Annotated in this window: 12 protein-coding genes and 2 riboswitches; of the genes, 7 read left to right on the top strand and 5 right to left on the bottom strand. The window is 65.0% G+C overall.

Going from position 1 to position 14,136, the window contains the following annotated elements; translation table 11 throughout:
• Window positions 1-285: 285 nt before the first annotated feature.
• Window positions 286-960: an SAM-dependent methyltransferase gene (locus tag ACSVHC_RS13330; protein ID WP_437771578.1), complete on the top strand. Its 675-nt coding sequence runs from the start codon at window positions 286-288 to the stop codon at window positions 958-960.
• On the opposite strand, the gene ACSVHC_RS13325 is transcribed toward ACSVHC_RS13330, so the two are convergent.
• Complete coding sequence (locus tag ACSVHC_RS13325) at window positions 957-2,456, bottom strand: MFS transporter (RefSeq protein ID WP_437771579.1); 1,500 nt, start codon at window positions 2,454-2,456, stop codon at window positions 957-959. The two genes, ACSVHC_RS13330 and ACSVHC_RS13325, sit on opposite strands and share 4 nt — an antisense overlap.
• Window positions 2,457-2,608: 152 nt before the next feature.
• On the opposite strand from ACSVHC_RS13325, the gene ACSVHC_RS13320 reads away from it, so the two are divergent.
• Window positions 2,609-3,874 carry an alkaline phosphatase family protein gene (locus ACSVHC_RS13320; protein WP_437771580.1) on the top strand — a complete coding sequence of 422 codons (1,266 nt, stop codon included), beginning with the start codon at window positions 2,609-2,611 and terminating at the stop codon, window positions 3,872-3,874.
• Complete coding sequence (locus ACSVHC_RS13315) at window positions 3,871-5,022, top strand: alkaline phosphatase family protein (RefSeq protein ID WP_437771581.1); 1,152 nt, start codon at window positions 3,871-3,873, stop codon at window positions 5,020-5,022. Before ACSVHC_RS13320 ends, ACSVHC_RS13315 begins: the two co-directional genes overlap by 4 nt.
• On the opposite strand, the gene ACSVHC_RS13310 is transcribed toward ACSVHC_RS13315, so the two are convergent.
• On the bottom strand, window positions 5,019-6,068 hold the full coding sequence (locus tag ACSVHC_RS13310) for an Lrp/AsnC family transcriptional regulator (protein WP_437771582.1): 1,050 nt from the start codon (window positions 6,066-6,068) through the stop codon (window positions 5,019-5,021). The two genes, ACSVHC_RS13315 and ACSVHC_RS13310, sit on opposite strands and share 4 nt — an antisense overlap.
• Window positions 6,069-6,211: 143 nt before the next feature.
• Here ACSVHC_RS13310 and ACSVHC_RS13305 point away from each other — a divergent pair, with 143 nt between their 5' ends.
• Window positions 6,212-7,432: a M20 metallopeptidase family protein gene (locus ACSVHC_RS13305; protein ID WP_437771583.1), complete on the top strand. Its 1,221-nt coding sequence runs from the start codon at window positions 6,212-6,214 to the stop codon at window positions 7,430-7,432.
• A gap of 26 nt (window positions 7,433-7,458) precedes the next feature.
• Window positions 7,459-8,751, top strand: coding sequence for an MFS transporter (locus tag ACSVHC_RS13300; protein WP_437771584.1), 1,293 nt, complete (start codon window positions 7,459-7,461; stop codon window positions 8,749-8,751).
• A gap of 82 nt (window positions 8,752-8,833) precedes the next feature.
• Here the strand turns inward: ACSVHC_RS13300 and ACSVHC_RS13295 are convergent, their stop codons facing one another.
• Window positions 8,834-10,120, bottom strand: coding sequence for an MFS transporter (locus tag ACSVHC_RS13295; protein ID WP_437771585.1), 1,287 nt, complete (start codon window positions 10,118-10,120; stop codon window positions 8,834-8,836).
• Window positions 10,121-10,222: 102 nt separating this feature from the next.
• Between ACSVHC_RS13295 and trmB the strand changes: the two genes are divergently transcribed.
• The gene (gene trmB, locus ACSVHC_RS13290; RefSeq protein ID WP_439181006.1) at window positions 10,223-11,146 is read left to right on the top strand and encodes a tRNA (guanosine(46)-N7)-methyltransferase TrmB; all 924 of its coding nucleotides are present in this window, start codon (window positions 10,223-10,225) and stop codon (window positions 11,144-11,146) included.
• A 16-nt stretch (window positions 11,147-11,162) separates the two neighbouring features.
• On the opposite strand, the gene ACSVHC_RS13285 is transcribed toward trmB, so the two are convergent.
• Complete coding sequence (locus ACSVHC_RS13285; protein ID WP_439181005.1) at window positions 11,163-11,642, bottom strand: hypothetical protein; 480 nt, start codon at window positions 11,640-11,642, stop codon at window positions 11,163-11,165.
• A 104-nt stretch (window positions 11,643-11,746) separates the two neighbouring features.
• Complete coding sequence (locus ACSVHC_RS13280; RefSeq protein WP_439181004.1) at window positions 11,747-12,712, bottom strand: hypothetical protein; 966 nt, start codon at window positions 12,710-12,712, stop codon at window positions 11,747-11,749.
• A gap of 133 nt (window positions 12,713-12,845) precedes the next feature.
• Window positions 12,846-12,944: riboswitch (glycine riboswitch) on the top strand.
• 1 nt (window position 12,945) lies between these two features.
• Window positions 12,946-13,049: riboswitch (glycine riboswitch) on the top strand.
• A gap of 49 nt (window positions 13,050-13,098) precedes the next feature.
• On the opposite strand from ACSVHC_RS13280, the gene lipA reads away from it, so the two are divergent.
• The gene (gene lipA, locus ACSVHC_RS13275) at window positions 13,099-14,124 is read left to right on the top strand and encodes a lipoyl synthase (RefSeq protein ID WP_437771589.1); all 1,026 of its coding nucleotides are present in this window, start codon (window positions 13,099-13,101) and stop codon (window positions 14,122-14,124) included.
• The last annotated feature ends 12 nt before the right edge of the window (window positions 14,125-14,136 follow it).

Genomic DNA, 14,136 nt, shown 5'->3' with positions numbered 1-14,136 from the left:
CAGGATGTGCCTCTCACATGAAAAAAGCCCACTTCCCAAGTTTGGAACCAAGCCAAATTCGGGGACTAAGCGGGCATCACTGCACATCAAGTAAACCCATTCTAGCATCTGCGGGCCGCTGGCCTTTCCACAGGGCACCTTCACCCGGGCGGCGTCCCCACCTAACTCGCAGTTGTTGTCGTTTTGACGGCTCATAACGACAACAACTGCGAGTCAGTTGGGCGGGGATCAGTTGGGTAGGGACAGGCGTTGCCTCACGGGGGCACCTCGGGGCAGGCTTGAGCCATGACGCACCAGCACGACGGCGGAGCCCACCTTCACAGCGAACCTGACCACGACGCCGACCCGGCGCAGTTTTGGGACGAGGTGTACCGCGAAAAGGCGAAGCGGTGGAGCGGCAATCCCAATCCGCAGCTGATCGCGGAAGCCAAGGGCCTGGTTCCCGGCACTGCACTGGATCTCGGATGCGGGGAGGGCGCGGACGCCATCTGGCTCGCCCAGCACGGCTGGACGGTGACCGCGGTGGACGTCTCCGCCGTCGCGCTTGAACGGGCGGAAGCCCATGCCGCCGACGTCGGGCTGCAGGACCGGATCGCGTGGCTACAAAGGAACTTCGGTTCGTGGCACCCCGACGAGGGATTCGACCTCGTGTCTTCGCAATTCCTTCATTCTCCGCTTGTTCCGTGGCGCGATTCGCTCGCCTCGGCCGCTGCCGCCGTGGCTCCCGGCGGCGCTTTGCTCGTGGTGGGGCATCACCCGGATGGCTTGACTCCTTGGAGCGGGCACAAGGATATGAAGGACAAGTTCTTCACTCCCGAGGACTTGGTCGAGGCACTCACGGGCGGCCCGGGCTCGTGGAGGATCAATGTTGCCGATTCCCGGGAACGCGCCGTGACGAGTCCTGAGGGCCAGCACGCCACCACCATCGACAGCGTGCTCCGGGCCACCCGGACCTCCTAGGCCCGCGCATCCTCGGCCCGCACGTCGTCCGCTTCGGCGGCGCGGTGCGGCTCGGCGTCGTCCGCACGTTCAGCACCCGAAGGCCGCCGGGCCGCAACCCGCGGCGCAATGATGAGTCCGACGACGGCGATCACCGACGTCAGCGAGAACACCCCCGCGAAGGAGCCCGCCGTCGTCGTCAGCGCGCTGAAGACGAGACCCGTCACGGCGAGCGAGAGAGCTCCGCCAAGGGAATCGGAGATGGACATTGCCGAGCTGTTGAAGCCTTGGTCCTCGGGCTTGGAAAGGGCCAGGGTCATGACACTCAGCCGCGGGTACATCAGGCCCATGCCGGCGCCCGCGAACAGCCAGCCCGCAATCGCCACCGCGGCGGGCCACGAAAACATCGTGGTCACGAGGACAACTACCACCGAACCGAGCACGAGCGCCGACCCGATCCTGACCGCCGGGGCATTGCCAAGCCGGGAACCCATCCGACCCTGCACGGCGGACGCCGCGGCCCAGGCAATCGCCGATCCCGTCAACGCAAGTCCGGCGAATGCCGGGGTGAACGAGTACCGCTCCGTGAGGAGGTACGGCACGTAAACCTCGGTACCGAAGAACGCAGCGGAAGCGATTCCGCGCATGAGGATGACGCTCGGCAGTCCGCGGTGCGCGCCGAGCGTGCCGCGCGGAACCAGCGGCCGTACTGCCAGCATTGCGACGACGAGCGCGACGCCGGCAATCACCCAGCCGACGCCGGGCACCTGGCCGGAGAGGTTCAGGCCGAGAACCGCAAGGGCTGCGAGCGCGGCCCACCCCATGCGGCCGAAGGCCCAGGGAACGCCGGCGCCTTTGGGCTTTGCCTCGAAGGCGGCCGCCTTCGAGGAGCCCGCCTTCCGGGAGCCTCCGTCCCGCGCGTCCGGTGAGGAACGCATGCCCCGCATCGCGGGGAGGATCATTGCCAAGGCCGGAACCACGAGGCCCACGACGCCGAGGAACACCCAGTGCCAGCTGCTCAACTGGGCAACCACGCCGGCGGCGAAGGGACCGATCATCGACGGAACGACCCAGGCCGCCGAGAACGCGGCAAAGACTTGGGCATGTAATCTCGCGGGATACACCCGGGCGATCACCACATACAGCGCCACGGTCATTGCGCCGCCGCCGAGGCCTTGGACCAGCCTGCCGGCCACGAGGATCGGCATGGAAACCGCAGTACCGGCGATGAGCAGCCCCGCCGCGAACAGCGCCACGGAGGCGTACAGCGGGGCGGAGGGACCACGCCTGTCCGCCCAGTTCCCTGCGGCCACCATCCCGATCACGCCAGTGGCGAGCGGCCCGGCGAACGCCAAAGCATAGAGTCCGGCACCGTCGAGCTCGCGGCTCACGAGCGGCATGATGGTGGTGACGGCCATGGACTCGAAAGCCGCAAGGAAGACCAACGCGCAGGCACCCGCTGTCGCCAGGAGATAGGGGCGTTGCAGTATGCCTGCCGTTGCGTCGTGGCTTGTCATCATCCCAGCCTAGAAGGCCAAACGAGTTTGGGGCCACCCACAAAATCCATTCAAGTGATTAACATTCACCTTAAATTAACTCTGGGCAAACACTGAACTAAATAGCCAACTATCGGTTGTTCCCGTAATCATTCCGTGATGCACTGCTTGGCGTGAACTTCACAAGACGCAACTTCCTGTCAGTTGCCGGATCTGCCACGGCCGCGACGCTTATCAGCGGCGCCTCCGCGGGGACCGCGCCTGCTGCGACCGCCCTCCCCCAACCCGGTTCCTCGGGCATAGACCACATCATCGTGGTGATGATGGAAAACCGCTCGTTCGACCACTTCCTCGGTTGGATGCCCGGCGCGGACGGAAAACAGTCCGGGCTGACGTTCGTTGACCGCTACGGGATTCCCCATACAACCCACCACCTGATGGACTTCCAGGGCTGCGGGCATCCAGACCCGGACCATTCCTATGAGGGCGGCCGGATCCAGTTCAACAACGGCAAGAACGACGGTTGGCTGCGGGCAGGCGAGAATGATGAATTCGCCGTCGGATACTACGATTCGAGCGACCTCGACTTTTGGCGCCAAGCGGGTCCCGACTGGACTGTCTGCGACCGTTATTTCGCAGCCACCTTGGCCGAAACGTATCCGAACCGCTTCTATCAGCACTCCGCGGCCACGGACAGGCTCCATAACTCGACCGTCACCAGCACAATGCCCACGATTTGGGACCGGTTGGCAGCAGCCGGGGTGCAGGGAAAGTACTACTACGGCGACATTCCCTTCACCGCCCTATGGGGAACCAAGTACCTCGGAATCTCCAGGCCCTACGCTGAGTTCCTCAGCGATTGCAGTTCCGGCAAGCTCCCCTCGGTGTCCTTCGTGGATCCCCGCTTCACGGACGAGTCCAGCGGAACCTCCGGCGATGACCACCCGCATGCGGACATCCGCTCCGGTGAGCTTTTCCTGGCGGAGGTCTACAACGCCGTGACCAAGAGCCCCAAATGGGCGAACACCATGCTGGTGGTCAACTACGACGAGTGGGGCGGGTTCTACGACCACGTGCCACCGGAAACAGCAGCGGACAGCAATCCAGACACTGCCCGGCGCGGCTTCCGCGTACCGTCAATGGTCATTTCTCCGCGCGCCCGAAGGCAATACGTGGCTCACAATACCTACGACCACACCTCAATCTTGAAGGCCATCGAGTGGCGCTGGGGGCTTCAACCCCTGACGCCGCGGGACAACGCCGCCCGCAACATCGCCGAGGTGCTCGATTTCCAAGCAGCGCCCAACCTGACCGCGCCGACGTACCTCGTTCCGCCTTATGCCGCCGGACCGGCATGCTCCCCGGTCGGTCCCCCCGCGGAGGAAGAGTGGGCCGGGTTGAAACAGAAAGCACTTGCGGACGGATGGATCCTGCCATGACCTTCAAGACCTTCGCCATTTCCAGGATGCGGCTCGGATTGGCTGCGCTGCTGGTCGTCCTGCTCGGCGCCTCCTTCATCGCCTCCGGATTGCAGCAGACGGAAGCACAAGCGAGCGAACCACAGACCGTCCAGAGCACCGGATATCTCCCGGGAGCCAAGCACGTGTTCGTGATCAACCTTGAAAACAAGGGGTACGACACCACGTGGGGACCCGGTTCGGCGGCACCGTACCTTTCCACCACGCTGCGCAACCAAGGCGTCCTGTTGAACCAATACTTCGGCACGGCACACAACTCGCAACCGAACTACGTCGCCCAGATCTCCGGCCAAGGCCCCAATCCGCAGATGCAGGCAGATTGCCAGACATACTCTCCGTTCGTGAAGACCGGCACGGCAGCTCCTGGCCAGGCCGTTGGAGATGGCTGCGTCTTCCCCGCCGATGTGCCTACGGTGGCCGGCCAATTGACGGCAGCTGGGAAGACCTGGAAGGGCTACATGGAGGACATGGGCACGTCGTGCCGCCACCCGGCCCTCGGCACCCCCGACGACACCCAGAAAGCCAAGGTCGGGTACCAGTACGCCGCCCGCCACAATCCCTTTGTCTATTTCGCTGGGATCACTGGATCACCGGACTGCGCCAAGAACGACGTGGACCTCGGAGCCCTCAAGACCGATCTTGCTTCGGTCTCCACCACGCCCAATCTGTCGATGATCACGCCGAACCTCTGCCACGACGGACACGACTCCCCTTGCGTTGACGGACAGCCCGGCGGCCTGACCAGCGCGGATGCTTGGCTGAAGCAGTACGTTCCGCTGATCACTTCGTCTCCCGCATTCCGCCAAGACGGTGTCCTGGTGATCACCTTCGACGAATCCGACAGCCCCCAATCGGATGCCTCCGCCTGCTGCGGCGAAGGCCCCGGACCCAACTCCCCGCTTCCCGGGATCGTCGGACAGGGCGGCGGCCGGGTCGGCGCTTTGGTCATCTCGCCGTTCACCAAGGGCGGCACCTGGTCCACAACGCCCTATAACCACTACAGCCTGCTGGCCAGCATCGAAGACACCTTCGGCCTTCCGTACCTCGGCTACGCAGGCACCCCTGGCCTGAACCGCTTCGGAAGCGACGTCTACAACGCCGGCCTCTAGGCCGGGCTCGCGGCGGCGGCGGTTGGTATAGCGGCGGCGGTCGGCACGACGGCGCCAGTCGCCGTCGAGTCGGGGTTCAGCATCCAGCCGACCCGCTTGGCCGTGCTCAGCATCACGACGCTTTCGACGAGTTCGATCCCGGGAATGCGCTGCTGGATGGCGAGTTCCATCTCCATGACCTCGGCCAGCGAGCGCAGCCACATGATGATCACAAAGTTGGTGCTGCCTGTGGTGGAGGCCGTGAACCTGACGTTCCTGACGGCCCGCAATTCGGCGGCCGCGGCCTCGTGCTGGCCTGCTGGGACATTCGCGAACCACTGGCACGTCATGGGGTAGCCGGAGAATTGTTGGGCGATTTCGCAGCGGAAGGACAGCATCCGGCTCGCGAGCACGCGTCCGAGCTGCCGCTGCACGGTAGCAGGGTGCCGTCCCAGGGCGCGTGCGATTTCCGCCGCGGACGCCCGCCCGTCCCGGGCAAGGAAGGGAAAGAGTGCCATATGGCTCTCCGGCAATGGGGTGACCTGCGCGTAAGGGGCGGACGGATTGAGCGCCTCCGGCCCGGCGAGGGCGCGCAGCGCCTGCTGCTCCGCCCGGCTCAGGACGTTGAGCCGCCACGCGTAGCCGCTCGTGTGGATGCGGGTGCAGAGCGAGGTCCGGTACTTGGTGAGTCCCCGGATTTCCTTGAGCTGGGGCAATAGCCGGCTGCTGAACTCACTCAGGTCTTGGGTGATTACGGTGAGCATGAGGTCACGGTTGCTGGCCGCCTCCTCAACCGTGATGATCTCCGGAATCGCTGCGAGCGCGGCCGTGACCTCGGGCCTGAGGTGCATTTCGCAGTCCACGTCCAACAGGGCAAGGCAGGCATGCTTGGGGTCGCCCATGAGGTGCGCCGTGGTCCAGGCCGCTCCGGACTCGCGCAGCCGGTCCCATCGGGAGGCCAAAGTGGTGGCGTGGACGTCCAGGACCTCGGCGGCGTCGGACCAACTGATCCGCGGCGAGATCTGGAGGGCATTGATCAACCGGAGGTCCTCTTCACTGAGTTCCATCAGCGACCCTCTCCTAAGTGATGCATGATTCCTGTTAATTCTGGCATATTCCTGAATTTTTCCAGTGCTTTTAAAGATTGTGAGGCTAGTCACTTCACAATGGCTATGGATACCTACCAAACGTTCAGGAAACAGGAGAACAGATGTCGATCGCCTCAGACGCCAAAGAGATGCAGGGAGAAATCGCCCGGTTCCGTCACGAGCTCCACCAGGAACCGGAAATCGGCCTGGACCTCCCGCGCACCCAGGAAAAGGTGCTCAAGGCGCTCGACGGACTCCCGTACGAAATCACCCTTGGCGAGAGCACGACGTCGGTCACTGCCGTCTTGCGCGGCGGCGCGCCTCACGCTTCGGCCCGGAAGCCCGCTGTGTTGCTCCGCGCCGACATGGACGGACTTCCCGTCCAGGAGCGCACCGGCGTCGAGTTCTCCTCGAAGATCGACGGCGCCATGCATGCCTGCGGCCACGACCTCCACACGTCCATGCTCACCGGAGCCGCAACCCTGCTGGCCGAACGGCGCGATCAGCTAGCGGGCGACGTCGTGCTGATGTTCCAGCCCGGCGAAGAAGGCTTCGACGGCGCGGGCCACATGATCCGCGAAGGCGTGTTGGACGCCGCAGGCCGCCGTGTTGACGCCGCCTACGGCATGCATGTCTTCTCCTCCCTGGAACCGTATGGCCAGTTCTGCACCAAGCCTGGAGTGATGATGAGCGCCTCTGACGGGCTTTTCGTCACCATCCTGGGTGCCGGTGGGCACGGTTCGGCGCCCCATTCGGCCAAGGATCCCGTCACGGCAGCGGCAGAAATGGTGACTGCGCTGCAGGTCATGATCACGCGGCAGTTCAACATGTTCGATCCCGTAGTCCTGACCGTGGGAGTGCTGCAGGCCGGCACCAAGCGCAACATCATCCCCGAATCTGCCCGATTCGAAGCCACCATCCGCACTTTCTCGGAAGCCTCCCGCGAGCGGATGATGACCTCCATCCCGCAGCTCCTCAAGGGCATCGCCTCCGCGCACGGCCTGGAGGTGGACGTCGACTACCGCGGCGAATACCCCATGACCGTCACTGACGAGGACGAGACCCACACCGCCGAGAACGTCATCTCCGGCATGTTCGGCGATTCGCGACTCTCCCGCTGGGCCACGCCCATCAGTGGCTCGGAGGATTTCTCCCGGGTTCTGGCCGAAGTTCCGGGAACCTTCGTGGGCCTCAGCGCAGTGCCGCGGAGCGTGGACCACACCACCTCAGCGTTCAATCACTCCCCGTACGCCACGTTCGACGACGGCGTCCTCTCCGATGGTGCGGCGCTCTACGCAGAGCTCGCGGTCTCCCGCATCGCCACCCTCGCCGCCGGCAACTAACCATCAACCCAGCCTTGGAGCAAGATATGACCGCCACCGTTGGCACTTCAGCCACAGTCCAGGTTCACAAATCCCATCTGCGAACCCTCATCGGCACCGGCATCGGCAACGCCGTCGAATGGTACGACTGGGCCATCTACGCCACGTTCTCGCCTTTCATCGCCAGTGCGCTCTTCAGCAGTGCCGACCCCACGTCCGCGGTCCTCTCCACCCTGGCGATCTTCGCCGTCGGATTCGTGGCCCGGCCGTTCGGCGGCTTCGTCTTCGGTTGGATCGGCGACAGGATCGGCCGCAAGACGTCCATGACGTTCGCCGTCGGCCTCGCGGCTGTCGGCAGCCTGCTGATCGGTATCGCGCCGACATTCCAGGCGGTCGGAGCCTTGGCTTCCGTCATGCTCCTGGTGGCCCGCCTCATCCAGGGCCTCGCCCACGGTGGCGAGCTGCCGTCGTCGCAAACGTACCTGTCCGAAATGGCACCCAAGGAAAAGCGCGGCTTCTGGGCAACGCTTATCTACACCTCCGGCACCGCCGGCATTCTGGCCGGAACCCTGCTGGGCGCCATCCTGACCGGTGTGCTGAGCAAGGCCGACATGAACGCCTGGGGCTGGCGCGTCCCGTTCCTGGTGGGCGGCGCCCTAGGCGTCTACGCCTTGGTCATGCGGGCCAAGATGAAGGAGACCGAGGCATTCGAAGCCGAGGTGCCCACGGAAAAGCGCGAGCCCATGTGGCCGCAGATCGTCAAGTACCGCAAGCAGGCCCTTCAGGTTATCGGGCTGACCGTTGGCCTCACCGTTGTCTACTACATCTGGGGCGTCGTGGCGCCGAGCTACGCGGCCAGCACACTCAAGATGGACCGTGGAGCAGCCCTGTGGGCCGGCGTCATCGGCAACATCGCGTTCATTGCGTCGCTCCCGTTCTGGGGCAAGCTGTCCGACCGCATCGGCCGCAAGCCCGTGCTGATCATGAGCTCTGCAGGTGCGGCTTTGCTGCACTTCCCGATGACGTGGCTCCTGAAGGATTCGCCCTGGCAGCTGGCCGTTTCGATGTCTGTGATGTTGTTCTTCATTGCCGGCAGCGCCTCGATTGTCCCTGCCGTGTACGCCGAGCTGTTCCCGACCAAGATCCGCACCGTCGGTGTCGGCGTCCCGTACTCCATTTGCGTTGCGGTCTTCGGTGGCACGGCCCCGTACCTGCAGACGTGGCTCGGCAGCATCGGCCAGGCCAATATGTTCAACGTGTACGCCGTGATCCTGCTGGCCATCGGAATCGCGTTCGCCTTCATGATCCCGGAAACCAAGGGCAAGGACCTGACGCACTAAACTCCCCCCGCTTGAACCCAACTGACTCGCAGTTGTTGTCGTTTAGAGCCCTCAAAACGACAACAACTGCGAGCTAGTTGGGCTAGCCGACGTAGCGGTTCCGGCCCGCGCGGAAGCCGAAGAAGGCCGCGAGGGATCCCACCACGAGGAACAGGATGCCGGCCGCCGCGAATCCGCCGGTCGCTTGGTGCAACTGGCCGACCATCAGGGTTCCCGTGGAGCCCAAGCCATAGCCGACGCCCTGCATCATGCCGGAAAGGTGCGCCGCGGTATGGGAATCGCGGGTACGCAGCATGATCATGGTCAACGCCACGGCCGTGAGGCTCCCTTGGCCCAGGCCCAACAGCCCGGTCCACACCCAGATCAGGTCCGTGGGGCCGAAAATACTCAAGGCGAAGCCGCCGCCGGTCATGAGCGCCACCACGGTGTTGATGACTCGCTGGTCCTTGAAACGTGCCGCGAGCCCAGGAGCGATGAACGAACCAAGCATCTGCAGCACAATCGACACGGACACGATCAAACCGGCCGTCCCGCCGTCGATCCCACGATCACGCAGGATCGGCGCCAACCAGGCGAACACGCTGAAGGACATCATCGCTTGCAACACCATGAAGATGGTGACTTGCCAGGCGACGACGGAACGCCAGACGTTCGTACCGCCGTCGGCCGCGCTGTGCCGGACGGGATGCTGGCGGATCGCGAGCGGCAGGAAAAGCAAGAGTACGACGGCGGCGGGCAGCGCCCAGAACCACAGCGCCGAGGTCCAGTGCCCGGCCGCGGTAAAGACGGGATAGGTGAAACCGGCGCCAAGCGCGGCAGACGCGCAAATCGCCGTCGTATATAGCCCGCCCATGAGCCCAAGGCGATGCGGGAAGTCACGCTTGACTACGCCGGGCAGCAGTACGTTGCATAGCGCGATCGCGGCGCCGCACGCCGCGGTACCGGCAAGGAGGGCCGGTAAGTGCCCGGCGCCGGCGAGGTCCACAGGACGGAGCAGCAGCCCCGCTGTCAGCACTGCCATCGCGCCGAGCAATACTCTCTCGGCACCGAATCGGCGGGCCAGGATCGGCGCCAGCGGCGCGAAGACGCCCAACAAGGTCACCGGCACAGTGGTGAGAACCACCACCGCCCAGCCCGGCAGCCCGGCGTCGGCGGTGACTTCCGGAAGGACTGCCGAAAAACTCGAAAAAACCGTCCGCAGATTCAGGCCGATGAGCACCAGGCAGATCCCCAGGAAGACGAGTCCGCCGCGCGTCTTGACCTGCGTGGGCTCGGCGGCGGGAAGCTCGTCGATCTCGGCGTCGACGAGGATCTCGGGGACGCCGGGGTGCGGCTTGGTGTTCTTGGGGGAGCCTGAAGCGGGGGTCACCAACCCATTCTGGCAGTCACACCCGTGCAGGGCGGCCTCGTGACGGGGTCGTACGCAAGTTCCGCCGCGGGCGTTTGGTCCTGCAACGGTATTCTGGAGGAGATGAGTGAAACCCCAGATTCCCCCGAAACACCGCAGTCTTCGCGCCCCGTGACCCCGGGCAGCCAGGCCTCCTTCGGCACCTATGGTGGCCGGCCGGTCAGTTTCGTGCGCCGCGGGACGCGCCTTCAGGGGCGCCGCCAAGCAGCGTGGGAAGAGCACTCGGACCGCTGGGCCATCCAGGTTCCGCGGCATGTCGCCAACACATCCGTGCACCCGGACTACGTGTTCGACGCCGAAGCCGAGTTTGGGCGCAAAGCACCGCTGATCGTCGAAATCGGTTCGGGACTCGGCGACGCCGTATGCCACGCGGCAGAAGAGAACCCGGACAAGGACTTCCTCGCAGTGGAGGTCTACACCCCAGGCCTGGCCAACACCATGATCAAGATCAACAGTCGCGGACTCAGCAACGTCCGCGTCGTGGAAGCCAACGCCCCCGAGGTCCTGGCCACCATGCTCCCCGCGGGCTCGGTCAGCGAGCTCTGGGTCTTCTTCCCGGACCCGTGGCACAAATCCCGGCACCACAAACGCCGCCTTATCCAGCCCGCGTTCGCCGAACTCGCTGCGCGGTCCCTCGGGAAGGGTGGCCTGTGGCGGATCGCCACAGATTGGTCCAACTACGCCATCCACGTCCGCGAGGTCCTTGCAGGCTCTACCGAGTTTGAGAACGTGCACGACGGCGAGCGGACCGGCGCAGACAGCCCCCTCACCCAAGTGTGGGAATCCGGCGTCGAATCCATGGTGGGCGGGGCCCCCGTCAAGGAAGGCCGCGCACCGGTCAGCACCGAGCACACCGGCCCCAACGAGGGAGTGGATCACATGGGCGGATGGGCTCCGCGCTTCGATGGCCGCATCCGCACGAGTTTCGAAAACAAGGCCCACGAGGCCGGACGCATGATCTTCGACCTTAGCTATCGCAGGATCTAACCAGGGGTGGAAGCGGTTATTTCGGGAAGAGCTCCGCGTTGATCGAGGCGGACGCCACGATCCCCTCGAGTGTTGCCTGTGCCGTATTCCAGCTCGACGAAGGCGCCTCCAGCGTCATCAAATAGGCCTCGTGGGGAGCAACCGTGATTGCCATGATCTCGACGGTTTCGCCGTCGCTGGGGGTGGCCGCCGTCATGAAACGCAGCACCGGGACCTGTTCGTACGGGCCGAAGGTCTGCTGGGTGGCCGTCGGCGCGAACAGCGCGCCCGTGTCGAGGTTGGCGATCAGCTTGTCGGCCGTGGGCGCCGCCGTGTTCGGCACCGCGGTCAGCCTCGGCCCGGCCGGGGTCTGGGCAGTCAGGTCCGCTTCCGTCCCGGCCAGCACGATCCCGCCGAGGGTGGGCAGTACCCGGTTCGCCCACCCCGCCGGCGGGGTCAGGGTGAGCCCTGCGCTTTGCGGCGGCCCTGATCTCGTTACCTGGGAAGAGGGAGGCATCACCTGAGAAGAATTGGGGGAACTAGGCCGGGGCCCCTGGCAGGCCGCGAGGGCCACTGACGTTGCTGTGAAAGCGACGAGGACGACGAGGATCCGGCACGGAGTCACGACGCCGCCCCCTTGGTGACCGCGAAGTCCCGTCCCAGGAGGTAGAGCAGCAGGCGACGGCCCGCCAACAGCGCTGATGCACGTGCAGCAGCATCCGGACCGGTAACCCCGTTGTAAGCCATGCGCAGGATGATGGGCATGCATGCCCGGACGCCCGGGAACCTGGGCCTCCCATCCGAGCCGTCCGACGACGCCAGCAGACCGGCTTGGAAGACCAGGGCATTGGCGACGTCGTCGTTCTTCGAGAAGAGCCCCCTGAAGGCGCCTTCAATCGCTTGGGCGCCGCTGGTATTCAGACCTTCCGTAGCGGGCACGCTAGTGTGCCCGGTGCTCTCCAGGGCTTGGAGGATGGCCGCTTCCGCCGCGGCCTCATTCGAGTCGGTCGAGGCGGGCGAGCTGGTCGACGTGGGCGAGCCGGTTGGCGTCGCCGCGCTGGTGGGCGTCACCGAGCCGGTGGGCGTCGCGGTGGCTCCGGCACAGGCCTTGGTCGGGCCACCGGTAGCGGTCCATGTGGCGTGGCTGGAGGGATTGGCAACGTCGTGGGTCGTCCCGGTCAGCGTCCCGGCCGAGATGGTGGCCTCGTACTCGCCTTCGAGGGTGGAGCCGTTGGCGCGCTGGGCGTTCCACACCACGATCACGTCGACGTGGTCGCCGGTAACGTTTCCGGTGAAGGTCCCGCTGAGGCTGGTGTCGCCGGCAGTGCCGCTCACCTGGTTGCCGTTCTGTTGGAAGGTGAACGTTAAGGTCCGGGAGCCGCCCTGGACCGTCGTCCAAGTACCGCTGATGTCCCAGCAGGGCGTGGCCGCAAGAACCGGGGAAGCGGTACTGATGCCGCAAAACAAGACTGCCAGCACCGACAGGGCGGCGAGGACCTTCGGTGCGGCTCGACCCGAATTGTGCATCGAAATGCGGAGGGGAGCTGTTGAGGTTCCTGCCATGGCGTCGACCTTTTCGACGGTCATCCGGCAAGGATGTCGGATTCCTTGGCGCCAAGGTACATCAGCCAACGTCAGGAATCAATGACTCAGCTCTTTGCGTGCCGCACAGGCACCGGATACCATGTGAGACGTGTCACCGAAAGGTGGCACGCGCTTATGATCTGCGGCGGGAGAGCCCTGCCGGTACGTTTCAGCAGGCGCCGTAGGAGCAAATCCTCCCCAGGAATCTCTCAGGCCCATGTACCGCCGCGGCAAGGCAACTCTGGAAAGCAGCCCGGGCAACCGGACTCACCGACGGTGCAAGCGTCCAGCCGCGAGGCGGCAACGCGGAAACTCTCAGGTCCAATACAGAGCGGGGAGGAACCGAATCATCGTGGTGCGTCCGCGCCACCTGAATTATGGAGTTCCTCATGACCCTGGCACCTGAAGGCCGTAAGCTGCTGCGCGTTGAACAGCGCAACAAAGCCGTCCCGGTCGAACGCAAACCCGAGTGGATCAAGGCCAAGGTCCAGATGGGCCCGGAATTCGTGGGCCTGAAGAACCTCGTGAAAAAAGAAGGCCTGCACACCGTCTGCGAGGAAGCCGGCTGCCCGAACATCTTCGAGTGCTGGGAAGACAAGGAAGCGACCTTCCTGATCGGCGGCTCCGAATGCACCCGCCGCTGCGACTTCTGCCAGATCGACACCGGCAAACCCTCCCCCGTGGACATGTTCGAACCCACCAAGGTCGCCCGCTCCGTCCAGGCCATGGCCCTGCGCTACGCCACCGTCACCGGCGTCGCCCGCGACGACCTGGAAGACGAAGGCGTCTGGCTCTACGCCGAAACCGTCCGCAAGATCCACGAACTGAACCCCGGCACCGGCGTCGAACTGCTCATCCCCGACTTCTCCGGCAAACCCGAACACATCCAAGCGATCTGCGACTCCGCCCCCGAGGTCTTCGCGCACAACGTCGAAACCGTGCCCCGGATCTTCAAACGCATCCGCCCCGCGTTCCGCTACGACCGCTCCCTGGACGTCATCACCCAGGGCCGGGCCGCCGGCATGGTCACCAAATCCAACCTGATCCTGGGCATGGGCGAAACCCGCGAAGAGATCTCCGAAGTCATGACCGACCTGCACGCCGCAGGGTGCGACCTGATCACCATCACCCAGTACCTGCGCCCCTCCGAACGGCACCTGCCCGTGGACCGCTGGGTCAAACCCCAGGAATTCGTCGACCTCGCCACCGAAGCCGAGGAAATCGGCTTCCTCGGCGTCATGTCCGGCCCCCTGGTCCGCTCCTCCTACCGCGCCGGACGCCTCTGGGCCACCGCGATGCGCAAGAAAGGCCGCGAAATCCCTGCCCACCTCGCCCACATCGCCGAAGGCATCCAGGACTCCGGCACCACCCGCCAGGAAGCCCGCACCCTCCTCGCACACCACGCGACGGCCTGATCGGCAAGGAGC

Source organism: Arthrobacter sp. KNU-44, assembly GCF_051843155.1.
Classification (GTDB): Bacteria; Actinomycetota; Actinomycetes; order Actinomycetales; family Micrococcaceae; genus Arthrobacter.
This window is presented reverse-complemented; position numbering and strand designations above follow the sequence as displayed.

Excerpts from the sequence above, each read along its gene's own strand:
- ACSVHC_RS13330 (WP_437771578.1), top strand. The coding sequence starts at position 286 with ATGACGCACCAGCACGACGGCGGAGCCCACCTTCACAGCGAACCTGAC.
- ACSVHC_RS13325 (WP_437771579.1), bottom strand. The coding sequence starts at position 2,456 with ATGACAAGCCACGACGCAACGGCAGGCATACTGCAACGCCCCTATCTC.
- ACSVHC_RS13315 (WP_437771581.1), top strand. The coding sequence starts at position 3,871 with ATGACCTTCAAGACCTTCGCCATTTCCAGGATGCGGCTCGGATTGGCT.
- ACSVHC_RS13310 (WP_437771582.1), bottom strand. The coding sequence starts at position 6,068 with ATGGAACTCAGTGAAGAGGACCTCCGGTTGATCAATGCCCTCCAGATC.
- ACSVHC_RS13305 (WP_437771583.1), top strand. The coding sequence starts at position 6,212 with ATGTCGATCGCCTCAGACGCCAAAGAGATGCAGGGAGAAATCGCCCGG.
- ACSVHC_RS13300 (WP_437771584.1), top strand. The coding sequence starts at position 7,459 with ATGACCGCCACCGTTGGCACTTCAGCCACAGTCCAGGTTCACAAATCC.
- trmB (WP_439181006.1), top strand. The coding sequence starts at position 10,223 with ATGAGTGAAACCCCAGATTCCCCCGAAACACCGCAGTCTTCGCGCCCC.
- ACSVHC_RS13285 (WP_439181005.1), bottom strand. The coding sequence starts at position 11,642 with ATGCCTCCCTCTTCCCAGGTAACGAGATCAGGGCCGCCGCAAAGCGCA.
- ACSVHC_RS13280 (WP_439181004.1), bottom strand. The coding sequence starts at position 12,712 with ATGACCGTCGAAAAGGTCGACGCCATGGCAGGAACCTCAACAGCTCCC.
- lipA (WP_437771589.1), top strand. The coding sequence starts at position 13,099 with ATGACCCTGGCACCTGAAGGCCGTAAGCTGCTGCGCGTTGAACAGCGC.